At 60.8% G+C, this 11941-nt stretch carries 11 protein-coding genes and 1 pseudogene; 9 read left to right on the top strand and 3 right to left on the bottom strand.

Going from position 1 to position 11941, the window contains the following annotated elements:
- Positions 1–135: 135 nt before the first annotated feature.
- Positions 136–1026: a LysR family transcriptional regulator gene (locus tag AB4874_RS19660; RefSeq protein WP_368393287.1), complete on the bottom strand. Its 891-nt coding sequence runs from the start codon at positions 1024–1026 to the stop codon at positions 136–138.
- A gap of 108 nt (positions 1027–1134) precedes the next feature.
- Here AB4874_RS19660 and cuyA point away from each other — a divergent pair, with 108 nt between their 5' ends.
- The 8 genes from cuyA (at position 1135) to AB4874_RS19620 (ending at position 8949) form a co-directional block, all read left to right on the top strand.
- The gene (gene cuyA / locus AB4874_RS19655; RefSeq protein WP_368393286.1) at positions 1135–2157 is read left to right on the top strand and encodes a D-cysteate sulfo-lyase; all 1023 of its coding nucleotides are present in this window, start codon (positions 1135–1137) and stop codon (positions 2155–2157) included.
- Between the two features lie 4 nt (positions 2158–2161).
- Positions 2162–3370, top strand: coding sequence for a DegT/DnrJ/EryC1/StrS family aminotransferase (locus AB4874_RS19650; RefSeq protein WP_368393285.1), 1209 nt, complete (start codon positions 2162–2164; stop codon positions 3368–3370).
- Positions 3367–4089, top strand: coding sequence for a cysteate racemase (gene cuyB / locus AB4874_RS19645; protein ID WP_368393284.1), 723 nt, complete (start codon positions 3367–3369; stop codon positions 4087–4089). The genes AB4874_RS19650 and cuyB overlap by 4 nt, the downstream gene beginning before the upstream one ends.
- A gap of 49 nt (positions 4090–4138) precedes the next feature.
- Positions 4139–5128: a taurine ABC transporter substrate-binding protein gene (tauA, locus tag AB4874_RS19640; RefSeq protein WP_368393283.1), complete on the top strand. Its 990-nt coding sequence runs from the start codon at positions 4139–4141 to the stop codon at positions 5126–5128.
- Positions 5129–5192: 64 nt separating this feature from the next.
- Positions 5193–5981 carry a taurine ABC transporter ATP-binding protein gene (locus AB4874_RS19635; RefSeq protein WP_368393282.1) on the top strand — a complete coding sequence of 263 codons (789 nt, stop codon included), beginning with the start codon at positions 5193–5195 and terminating at the stop codon, positions 5979–5981.
- Complete coding sequence (locus AB4874_RS19630) at positions 5978–6847, top strand: ABC transporter permease subunit (protein ID WP_368393281.1); 870 nt, start codon at positions 5978–5980, stop codon at positions 6845–6847. Before AB4874_RS19635 ends, AB4874_RS19630 begins: the two co-directional genes overlap by 4 nt.
- A 14-nt stretch (positions 6848–6861) precedes the next feature.
- A complete protein-coding gene (gene hisD, locus AB4874_RS19625; protein WP_368393280.1) occupies positions 6862–8172 on the top strand; it encodes a histidinol dehydrogenase in 1311 nt (436 codons plus the stop codon).
- 18 nt (positions 8173–8190) lie between these two features.
- Positions 8191–8949, top strand: a complete 759-nt coding sequence (locus AB4874_RS19620; RefSeq protein WP_368393279.1) for an alpha/beta fold hydrolase — start codon at positions 8191–8193, stop codon at positions 8947–8949.
- A 217-nt stretch (positions 8950–9166) separates the two neighbouring features.
- On the opposite strand, the gene AB4874_RS19615 is transcribed toward AB4874_RS19620, so the two are convergent.
- Both AB4874_RS19615 and AB4874_RS19610 read right to left on the bottom strand, forming a co-directional pair.
- Entirely contained in the window at positions 9167–10045 is an 879-nt protein-coding gene (locus tag AB4874_RS19615) for a GIY-YIG nuclease family protein (RefSeq protein ID WP_368393278.1), read from the bottom strand.
- On the bottom strand, positions 10038–10694 hold the full coding sequence (locus tag AB4874_RS19610) for a hypothetical protein (RefSeq protein WP_368393277.1): 657 nt from the start codon (positions 10692–10694) through the stop codon (positions 10038–10040). The genes AB4874_RS19615 and AB4874_RS19610 overlap by 8 nt, the downstream gene beginning before the upstream one ends.
- A gap of 373 nt (positions 10695–11067) precedes the next feature.
- Here AB4874_RS19610 and AB4874_RS19605 point away from each other — a divergent pair.
- Positions 11068–11336 (top strand): annotated as a pseudogene (locus AB4874_RS19605) (IS5/IS1182 family transposase); the annotation flags it as partial.
- Between the last annotated feature and the right edge of the window lie 605 nt (positions 11337–11941).

Here is an 11941-nt window from a genome sequence, read left to right as displayed (position 1 = left end):
GAAGCCCTTCAGGCAACAGCTTGGTGTCGAAACGCCCTGTCATGATGATCATCCCCTTCAGCATCTGCGCCAAATGTAGGAGTGGAGCCGTCAAACATCACACAATGTGCGCCAGAGCCAAAATTGCATGCTTGTTCACAATTTAAGCGACGACCAGAAGGTCTCTTCCGCGAGGTTGTAATTGCCTTGCAGGCGCATCGCCTTGATCTGCAGCTCGCAGACCGGAAGTTCCGCGGAGAGATCGACTAGATGTCCCGCCGAGATCGGCTCCAGGGCGAGCGACTCCGGGACCCACGCGACACCCATGCCGATCACAGCCATCTCGACCGCCGCCAGCGTCAGCGCCGTCTCGACCTTAGGCGCATAGCGGATCGTGGGGCTGAGATAGGGCAAGATGCTGCGCTCCATCACATGGCCGAAAAATACATCCGAGGGGTAGGTGATGTAGGGGATATCGACGAGGCCCGCGCCTTCGGGCTCGTCTTTCGGCAAAGTGGAGTTGAAGACGGGGATCAGGCGGTCGGTCCCGATCGTGATCTCTTCCAGAAAATAGGCGCGGGCGTCGTCGCGTTCGTCTGGCGTGTGGTAAACGATTGCGACATTGGCCTGCCGCGAGAGCAGCAGCCCGGTGCAAGCGTCGAGATTGGCCGAGCGCAGGCGGACATAGATCCCGTCGCGCTCGATCGACATCTTGCGCAGGATCGAGGGGATATGCCCGGTGGTCAGCGAGTGCTGGCAGGCGATGACGACGCGGTTGCTTGCCATGCTGTCGCCGCGGCGCAGATCGGCAACGAGCTGGCGCAGACCGTTCGACAATTGCACAATTTGATCTCGCTGCGCCTTGGTTGTCGGCTTGAGGCGGATCGGCTTGTGCGAACGGTCGAACAATTCGACGCCTACGAATTCCTCAATCTGCTTAATTCGGCGCGAGAATGCGGATTGCGTGAGCATCCGCCGCTCGGCCGCGCCGCTGAAAGATCCCGTATCCTCGATCGCGAGGATGTCTTCGAGCCATTCCAGTCGCATCTCACCCCTAACTTGCAAGAAGTGCAAAACATATCAAAAATTTCGAATTTGCATAGGGGATTGATATGCGCAACGCTCGATACAGACAAGTTACCCAAGGAACTCAATATGCATCTCGCTCGCTTTCCCCGCGTCCACCTGGCACATCTGCCGACCCCTCTCGAAAAACTCGATCGCCTCTCGAAAGAGCTCGGCGGGCCGGAAATCTGGATCAAGCGGGACGATTGCACGGGTCTGTCGACCGGTGGCAACAAGACCCGCAAGCTGGAATTCCTCATGGCCGAGGCGCAGGCGATGGGGGCCGACACGGTGATGACCCAAGGGGCAACTCAGTCGAACCACGCGCGTCAGACGGCGGCAGCGGCGGCGAAGCTCGGGATGGCCTGCCACATCCTGCTCGAGGACCGCACCGGCTCGAACGACGTCAACTACAATGAGAACGGCAACGTGCTGCTCGACCATCTGCACGGCGCGACCACGTCGAAACGCGCGGGCGGCAAGGACATGCAGGCGGAGATGGAGGAGGTCGCCGAAAAGCTGCGCGGCGAGGGCCGCACGGTCTATGTCATCCCCGGCGGCGGCTCGAACGCGACCGGCGCGCTTGGCTATGTGAACTGTGCGTTTGAACTCGTGGGGCAGGCTAATGATCGCGGGCTGGTGCTCGACCACATCGCGACCGCGACCGGCTCGGCGGGCACGCAGGCCGGGCTGATCACCGGCCTCAAGGCGATCAATGCCGGAATTCCCCTGACCGGGTTCGGTGTGCGCGCGCCCAAGGACAAACAGGAGTCCAACGTCTTCGCGCTCGCGCAGAAGACCGCCGAGAAGCTGGGCTGCCCCGAAGTCGTCGCTCGTGAGGATGTCGTGGCCGATTGCAGCTATGTCGGCGCGGGCTACGGCATCCCGCGCGAGGATACGCTGGAAGCGATCCGCATGTTTGCGCAGCTCGAAGGCATTCTTCTCGATCCGGTTTATTCGGGCAAGGGCGCCGCGGGGCTGATCGACTATTGCCGGAAGGGGCATTTCAAAAAGGGGGAGCGCGTGGTCTTTCTGCATACCGGTGGTGCTGCGGCGCTGTTTGGCTACGAGGCCGTCTTCGCCGAGGCCAACAAGACTCTCGTGGTGGACTGAAATCGTGGCCCGGGTGCCCTTCTCCAAGAGTTTCACGCAACAGCCCCCGATTCCCGAGGAGGGGATCGAGGCGGCCGTGGCCGTGATGCGCTCGGGCCGGTTGCACCGCTACAACCGCGCGCCCGGCGAGGCGAGCGAAGTGATGGAGTTGGAGCGCGAATACGCGCAATGGCAGGGCGCGCGCTATTGCCTCGCGGTGGCCTCGGGCGGGCAGGCGATGCAGATCGCGTTGCGCGCGGCGGGGGTGAAGCCGGGCGATCGGGTGTTGACCAACGCGTTCACCCTGGCCCCGGTGCCGGGCGCAATCGCGGCGGTGGGCGGCGTTGCGGTTCTGGTCGAGATCACCGAGGATCTGGTGCTCGACCTCGAAGCGCTGGCCGCGACGGCGGCTCAAAGCGGCGCGCGTTTCCTTCTGCTGTCGCATATGCGCGGGCATCTTTGCGATATGGACCGTCTGATGGAGATCGCGATCGCTCATGGATTGACGGTGATCGAGGACTGCGCCCACACGATGGCGGCGCGGTGGAACGGCAGGCTGTCCGGTTCTTTTGGGCTGGCGGGCTGTTTCAGCACCCAGACCTACAAGCACTTGAACTCGGGCGAGGGGGGGCTTCTGACTTCGGACGACGCCGAATTCATGGCACGCGCGACGATCCTGTCGGGCTCCTACATGCTGTATGAGAGCCACGGGGCAGGGCCCGTGTCCGAGACTTACGACGCCATTCGACTGGAGACGCCCAATATGTCGGCCCGGATGGACAATCTGCGTGCGGCGCTGTTGCGCCCGCAGCTGCGCCGACTGGAGACGAACATCGCCGCGTGGAACGCCCGCTACGATCTCGTAGCGAGGCTGCTGGCGCGCTCACCGGCAATCCGCCTGCCATATCGTTCGCCGGCTGAATTCTATGTCGGCTCGTCGATCCAGTTCCGCGTGCCCTGCATTGCCCCTGCCGAGGCGCAGGTGCTGATCGCGCGGCTCGCGGAGGCGGGTGTCGAAGTGAAATGGTTTGGCGCCGATCAGCCCAAGGGTTTCACCTCCGATCATCGCAGCTGGCGTTACCTCGCGGCGAACGAGCTGCCGCAGACCGATGCAGTTCTCGCAGGCCTTTTCGACATGCGCCTGCCGCTGACCTTCAGCCTCGACGATTGCGCGCTTCTCGCGGGTCACATTCTCGATGCGGTCGAGAGCGTCCGCTCTGGGGTGGAGGCATGATGCGGCGGGTTGGCATTCTGGGCGGCATGGGGCCGGAGGCGACGATCCTCGTGATGCAGAAGGTTCTGGGCGCCGTGCGCGCGCAGGACGATTCCGATCATGTGCCGCTGATTGTCGATCAGAACCCGCAGGTGCCATCGCGCATCCGGCATCTGATCGAAGGAACCGGCGAAAACCCCGGTCCGGTTCTCGCCGACATGGCCCGCCGGCTGGTTGCGGGCGGGGCGCAGGCGCTCGCGATCCCTTGCAACACCGCGCATCACTACCTGCCCGCGATCCGTGCGACGGTCGCGGTGCCGGTGCTCGACATGGTGCAGTTGTCGATTGCCCGCGCCGCGTCCCTTGCCGGTCCGGGCGGCACTGTCGGCGTTCTGGGCTCTCCTGCTCTGCTCCAAGTGAAGCTCTTCGATGCGGCTGCGGCGCAGCACGGGCTGGAGCTGCGCTACAGCGAATCCGAAGAGGATCTCCTCGCCGCGATCCGGCAGATCAAGGCGCAAGGCCCGCAACCCGGCGCGCGCGAAAAACTGGCGGCGGCGTCAAGCGTGTTGTTCGAGTGCGGTGCAACTGTGCAGATGATCGCCTGCACCGAATTTTCGCTTATTCCGGAGGCAGTTTGTCCCCGCGCAACCGTATTTGACACGCTTGACGAACTGGTCGCTGCTATCCTCGCCTTTGCGACCTCGCGAGCGGAAAGGCGCAGCGATTTTGAAACGCGATAATCAGAAAACGAGAGAGACATCTCGCAATGTAACCAACGGAGGTTTAAACATGAAAAAACTCAATAAGATGATGATTACGGCGGCTGCCGCGTTGACGCTTTCGACGTCGGCGCTCTGGGCCGAGACGATGACGATCGGGACCTTTAGCGATCCGACCCCGATGAATGCCGCGCGCGCCGAGAAGGCGTTCGAGAAGGCCACGGGCTGGACGATCGAATGGCGGGTGTTCAATTCGGGCACCGACGTGATCGCGGCCATGGCCTCGGGCGATGTCGAGGTTGCGGAACTCGGATCTTCGCCGCTGGCGATCGCTGCGAGCCAGGGCGTTGACCTGCAGATGTTCATGGTCTCCTACGCGATCGGCGATTCCGAGAGCCTGATCGCGCATAACGGATCGGGAATCAAATCGCTTGAGGACCTGAAGGGCAAGCGCGTCGCGGTCCCGGTCGGCTCGACCGCGCATTACTCGCTAATGGGGGCGATTGCGCATGCCGGGCTGAAGGAATCGGATCTCACGATCATCTCGATGCCGCCGGACCAGATCGCGGCCGCATGGGATCAGGGCACGATCGACGCGGCCTTTATCTGGCCGCCGGTGCAGACCAATATCCTCAAGACCGGCAGCCGCATCGTGAGCGCCGCCCAAACCGCGAAATGGGGCTATCCGACCTTCAACGCATGGACCGTAAACACCAAGTTCGCCGAGTCTCACGAGAAGGAAATGGTGGCCTTTGCCAAGGCGATGGACGCGGCCAACAAAGCCTATCTCGACGATCCCTCGGCCTGGACGCCCGATAACGAGAAGGTCAAGGAGATCGCCAGCGTGACTGGCGCGGGTGCGGACCAGATTCCCGGCATCCTCAAGGGTTACACCTTCGTGCCGCTGTCGGAACAAGTAAGCGACACCTGGCTCGGCAATGCCGCGAACATCATGAAATCGACCGCAGAGTTTCTCAAATCCGCAGGCCGCATCGACAATGTGGCTGACGATTACTCGGCCTTCGTGAACACGAAGATCGCCGAAGACGCCCTGAAGTGAGACAGCCTTTCCTGCCCGGGTATACGATCCGGGCAGGATCAAGAAACTGAGAGGGAGCAGCGACGTGGGATTAAATGTCGAGGACGTATCGGTCGTCTATCCAGCAGCGGATGGTCGCCCGCCCGTAGAAGCCTTGAGCCGGATCAACCTGACGATCGAGGACGATGAATTCGTCGTGGCGCTCGGCGCATCCGGGTGCGGGAAATCCACACTTCTCAACCTGATCGCGGGTTTCCTGTCACCGTCTGCGGGGTCGCTGATGCTTGATGGCGCGCGAGTCTCCGGTCCGGGCGCGGATCGCGCGGTGGTGTTTCAGAAACACGCGCTCCTGCCGTGGCTGAACGTGTTGGACAACGTGGCTTTCGGCTTGCAAATCCAAGGCGTTGCCAAGGCGGATCGCAAGAAAGTCGCGAACAAGTTTCTGAGCATGCTGGGGCTCGACGGCTTTCAGGACGCGCCGGTTTATTCGCTCTCGGGCGGGATGCAGCAACGCGTGGGCATCGCCCGGGCGCTGACCTGCGATCCGCGTGTCTTGCTGATGGACGAGCCATTGGGCGCGCTCGACGCGCTGACCCGGGAAAAAGCGCAGGAGCTGATCCTGAATATCTGGAACGACACGCATAAATCGGTCTTCTTCATTACGCATAGCGTGGAAGAGGCGCTGTTCATGGGCACCAAGCTGGTGGTCATGTCGCCGCGCCCAGGCCGGATCACCCATGTGTTCGAGCTGCCATTCTCGCGGCAGTTCCTCGATGGGATGCCTGCCCGGCAGGTGAAGGCATCCCCGAAATTCATCGAGCTTCGCGAAGAGGTTCTGAAGATCATCTTCGCTGACGAAGAGGCCGCAGCATGACGGAACAAACCAGTCAAACTCCGACGAAAGCGCCCGGGCTGTGGGCGCGGATCTCCCGCTCTCGCGCAACCAAGCCCGGCGAGACCTACGGCGTGCCGGGGCAGGGCAACACTCTTTGGCTCTCGATCTGTTCGATCCTGTTGTTCTTTTTCGTCTGGTGGCTCGTGACCTTCATGGGCTGGGTGAAGCCGTTGTTTGTGCCCTCGCCGATGGCGATCGTTTCGAAGTTCATCTCGGTCTGGAATGACGGCTATACCGGCACTTCGTTTCTCGACCACGTCGTGATCTCGACGGTGCGGGTCTTCGGGGCTTTCCTTCTGGCCTGCGTGATCGGAATCCCGCTGGGTCTCGCGATGGGGATGAGCCCGATTATGCGGGGTATCTTCGATCCTCCGATCGAGTTCTACCGACCGATCCCGCCGCTCGCTTACCTGCCGCTGATGATCATCTGGTTCGGGATCGGGGAGACCTCGAAGATTCTGCTGATCTTCCTGTCGGTATTCGCACCGGTCGTGCTGGGCGCGCGCTCTGGCGTCAAATCCGCGGCGATCGAGCAGATCCACGCCGCCTATTCCTTCGGCGCCACGCGCTGGCAGGTGATGCGCCATGTCATCATGCCCTCGGCAATGCCGGAAATCCTGACGGCGATGCGGATCGGGGTAGGCTTCGGCTGGACCACGCTTGTCGCTGCCGAAATGGTCGCCTCGACCAAGGGGCTCGGCTACATGGTGCTCTCTGCCAGCCAGTTCCTGCAAACGCCGGTCGTGATCATGGGGATCTTCGTGATCGCCGCGATCGCCTTCGCTTTCGACCTCTTAATGCGCTTCATCGAGCGTCGCGTCGTGCCTTGGAAGGGCAGAATGTAACGGGAAAAACAACCATGATCTACTTGAAGAAAGCCGTCCGGACAGCCGAGGCGGATCAGGAAGGCGTGAATGACATCGTCTCGAAAATGCTGGCGAAGATCGCCGCCGGCGGCGAGGCGGCAGCGCGCGACTACGCCAGAGAGCTCGACAAATGGACCGGCGAGATCATCGTCACGCCCGAACAGCGCGCCGCCGCCGGTGCAGCCGTTCCAGAGCAGCTCAAGGCCGATATCCAGTTCGCTCATAACAACGTGCGCCGTTTCGCCGAGGCGCAGCGCTCGACGGTCAGCGACTGCACGATCGAAATTCTTCCCGGTTTGACCGCGGGCCAGAAGCAGATCCCGGTCTCTGCCACCGGCTGCTACGTGCCCGGCGGACGCTACAGCCATGTCGCGAGCGCGATCATGACGATCACGACCGCCAAGGTTGCGGGGGTTCCGCACATCGCCGCCTGTTCGCCACCGCGGCCCGGTCTCGGCATCCCGCCCGCGATCCTCTACGCTATGGACCTGTGCGGCGCCGACGTGATCCTTTCGATGGGTGGCGTGCAGGGTGTTGCGGCGATGGCAAACGGCCTGTTCGGTTTGCCCAAGGCCGATATCCTCGTCGGGCCCGGCAACCAGTATGTCGCCGAGGCCAAGCGAATCCTGTTTGGTCCGATCGGCATCGACATGTTCGCAGGTCCCACCGACAGCATGGTGATCGCTGATGCCACGGCGGATCCCGAGATGGTCGCTTATGACCTCGTGGGTCAGGCGGAACACGGATACAATTCACCGGTCTGGCTCGTCACCTCGGATCGCAACCTGTCGGACCAGATTCTGCGCCGTGTGCCGGAGTTGATCGAGACCCTGCCAGAGCTCAATCGCCATAGTGCGAAAGCCTCCTGGGCGGATTTCGCCGAAGTCATCCTGTGCGACGATGCCGAGGAGATGGTGCGTTTCGCCGATCAGCTCGCGCCCGAGCATCTGCATGTCCAGTGCAAGGATCTCGACTGGTGGTTGGGTAGGCTAAAATCCTACGGTTCACTGTTTCTCGGTGAGGAAACCACGGTCGCGTTCGGCGACAAGACATCGGGGCCCAACCATGTGCTGCCGACCTCGGGTGCCGCGCGCTATACCGGCGGGCTTTCAGTGCACAAGTTTATGAAGACCGTCACCTGGCAGCGCGCCACCCGCGAGGCGTCCCGACCGCTTGCGGAGGCCACGGCGCGGATCTCGCGGCTCGAAGGAATGGAGGGTCATGCGCGCTCGGCCGATATCCGGCTCTCCAAGTTCTTCCCCGAGGAAGATTTCGACCTTCGACCGGCGCAGGTGCGGAGCTGACACGGGGAGGAAGTGCAGATGCCGGAATTGTCCTTCACCCGGGCCGGTAGCGGGCCGCCGCTGGTCCTCGTGCATGGCTATCTTGGCGGTAGCTCAATGTGGGCGGCGCAGCTTGCCCATTTCAGCCCGAGCCACGATGTGATCTGCCCCGACCTCGCGGGGTTCGGCGCAAGCACCGCGCTGGAAGCCCCCGAAAGCATCGAAGGCCATGCCCGCGCGGTGCTCGATCTTCTCGACAGGCTTGCGGTCGATCGGTTCGATCTTCTCGGCCATTCGATGGGGGGGATGGTCGTGCAGGAGATGATCCGCCTGGCGCCGGAGCGCATCGGCAAGCTGGTGCTCTACGGCACGGGGCCGCGCGGCGTGATGCCGGGCCGGTTCGAAACGATCGCGCAATCGCGCGACAGGCTCCTGCGCGACGGGGTGCCGGACACCGCGCGGCGCATCGCGGCGACATGGTTTCGGCAGGGGGAGTCGGCGGAGGGTTTTGCGCTTTGCCTGTCGCTTGGCCAGCAGGCGCAACTGCAGGCGGCACTCGCAAGCCTCAAGGCCTGGGAAGACTGGAACGGCACGCCCGCTCTTGGCGCGATCGCAAGTCCGACCCTCGTGCTCTGGGGCAGCCGCGACCGCTCCTACGACTGGACGCAGCCCGAAGCGCTCTGGCAGGGCATTCCGGGGGCGGATCTCGCCGTTGTGCCCGGCTGCGCGCATAACGTCCACCTGGAAAAACCGGACCTGTTCAATATGCTGGTCGGCGACTTTCTCGACGTAGAATAACTCTAGCAGGATGCTGAAATAGTCCCGTCTCGACAGTCAAACGAGTGTTTCCGTCAGCTACCTTGTAGCATCAGAGCTGATTATGTAATGGAGGAAAAATCCTTGGCAGGTCACGCCTTATCGAACGTTCCGGAGGGTCAATGCGCCACTGGCCTAGTTTTGCGCCGCCACGTGGCCGGTTTTTACTCCGCCATTGACATCAGGGAGAGCCGAAGCCTCATGGGGTGATCCAGTCCTCGTCCAGCCTGTAGAGCGGCGGCACAGTCCCAACGGGAATTTGCCGGATTGAGCTGTCGCGGGGTCTTACGAATGTGGGCTTGGGTCGAGTTAGGTCGACCGGACGCAGCCCCACTTTCTCCAGGCTTTTCATAAGCTGGGACATGTTCACCTCTGGAGGGAGCCACCCGACCTGAAAGCTCTCGAGGAGGCCATGCTGCCTCATCAAGTCTTGCCAGAGAGCGATGAGACGATCGTTGGCCCTTCGGTTTTCTTGTCCCAATTTATCGACGCCGTCGACGGCTTCGAACGCCGCCATCAGGCGGACGGGGTAGGGATTGTAGGTGAAAGAATAGCGGTAGAATGTATCGTAAAGAGAGCTGCAGATCAGCTTCCAGCGACCATCTGGTTTCCGCTCGCGGAACAGCCAATAGTGCCATCGGTAGTCCCGCCACTTGTCGCCGTAGTCCCGCCAGTCGTCATAAGGAAGCTTTCCTCGCCGGGCCACATCTGCTGCTTCAGTCCTCGTCCGGTTCGGGTGCCACCTGGTGGCGTGTGGGGCCAATTGCTCAAGACATTCCTCCGGGCGCAGGTCATACCATTCGTTCACATCGCCCGGCCGCTTTTTGGGCGCCAGAAGCCCCGCGACTAGCTTCTCCGCCTGCTTGACCTCGCCGCTATCGGCGAACGAGAAGCTATGGAACACCTCCAGAGGGGCCGGTGAGTGGCTCAACGCCTGCTGGTAGCGCTTGGGCCAGTTGGTGTCCTTGCCGATCTTGCAGGCATCTGGCAGGCGTGGGTCACGGATGATGTAGAGCTTGAACCGTGTTTCCACGCTTGCGGGCAGGGGCAATGATGGCTTCTCTATGGCGTCAGTCACGGTGCGATGTCTCCAATGGAACTGCTCCCGAAATTGCTGCTGAGAGCAGGTCGAACCGGCCGAGGTAGTCCGCGAGCTCGAGAGTCTGTCTTTGGGCTTCCTTCGTTTCCAGGTTGATGGGGCGTTTGTAGAGGTAGATGTGGTTGCCGCGGGCATTGACCCTCCGACCGAGATCGACCCATTCGCGAACGGTTGCGCCGGGAATACAGTAGAAATCCGGAAATGGCTTCACTGGGATATCGACGCGGGCGAGGCGTCCCTGCCGTCCGTTGAGCATGACGCCGAGATCGACGCCGAGCAGGAAGTCGAAGTCCAGATCAGCGCCCGATCCTCCAACCTTGTGAGCCCAGCCGAAGCTTTCAACATAGCAACCGGCTTTTACCTGGACCCGGAAATGGTCGTCGACGATGAAGTCATAGCCGGGCTGGTTCCGGCGGATGTCATTGGCATCACTCACTTTGTGAACCCGTCCCAAAAGCGCGTTTAGAAGCTGGTGCGTCGCCTGCGTTGCTAGTCGGTCCGAGAGCCGCATCCGGGCGACGCCCGTAAGCGGCTTCGGCTGCCTCAGGAGATCGCCCAAAACGCAAGACTGAAGTAGGCCGAGTTCTTCGGTTGGAAGCGAAACCGCCTCAAGAACTGAATCTGTCAAACTGCGCTTCCCTCCAGAAAACTATGGGTGTGTTCGACGTGTTCAAATCGGAGCTCCAAGTTCATTCCAGAGTCCAAAATTACACATCAATACGTCGAGTTCGGCCTACTGGGCACCTTTGCTAGGGGGCAATCCCGAGCGATTTTAGTAGGTGTAACAGCCAGGAAAACGCAAAACACTTTTCCTGGAGGCTCTTCAGTTCCTCTCGGCTCATGTCGCTGCATTTCTTCCCGGAATAGTATTCACCGGTAGAGGGGGACCCTGTCTGACGTCAGCTCCTGTGGGACAGATTTGAGGATTTGAACAGCGGAGGGTTTCTGGTTCATGGTAGCCATTAAGGAGCGAAAATGAACAAGAAATCCGGAACATCGAAGGACGCACCTGTAAAGAAGACTGCCCCGCCGCGCTGGCGTGAAATGAGATCCCGTGGCGACGCGCTGCCTCGGAAAGGCGCTATGGAAGAAGTGGGCGGGATACCATGTTCGAATTCGCGTGGAAGCTCAGATGAATTGCCTGAAGCTTTTCGGCGAGCGGATCGTGTCCCGAGATCCCGCACGCCAAACCGTCGAAATCCAGATCTGCATCGCAATAGTGGCCTTGATCTCTGCCCTTGGCAGGGCCGAGATCAAGGCCATCACCTGAACAGCATGGGAAAGGGATTATTTAGTCCAAACGCTGAATTGCGCAACATCGCCTGCTGAGGTGCTTAATCTCAGAAGTGTTCTCCAGTCTTTATATGAATCAATGACTTATGTCGCTTTTTTGTCCCAAATCTGCCCCGTTACAAGTCAGTAGACGTCCACCATATTGGGGTGCGAAAGAAACTGAAAATGAGATGAACTAAATGCTACGCCTTTCACAACCTGTTATTAACTGGCACGTGACCGAAGCTTGCAACTATCAGTACAAGTTTTGTTATTCGCACTGGAAACGCCCAAATTTATCTGAGTTATGGCGAGATTCCGAAGCGAGCAGTGCACTGATACAGTCTCTTGGAGAGTTCTTCATCGGAGAGAGAAGGGGTAGGGAATGCTTTCAGCGTCGTCCGCGCATCAATTTCGCCGGGGGAGAGCCTACTCTTTGGTTTGAGCCTTTGATGAACGTAGTTGATGCCTCTACTGAAGTCGGGGCTATTCAATGCGAAGAAGGATCCGCTGCTGGAAATCAACGCTGTGGTGCCTTGGGAAGATTTCCGGCCTTTGCTGGAGCAGGTGTGGCGCAAGCCGAATGAGGCACGAAAATCCCGC

Source organism: Thioclava arctica (assembly GCF_040892615.1).
GTDB classification, from domain to species: Bacteria; Pseudomonadota; Alphaproteobacteria; order Rhodobacterales; family Rhodobacteraceae; genus Thioclava; species Thioclava arctica.
This window is presented reverse-complemented; position numbering and strand designations above follow the sequence as displayed.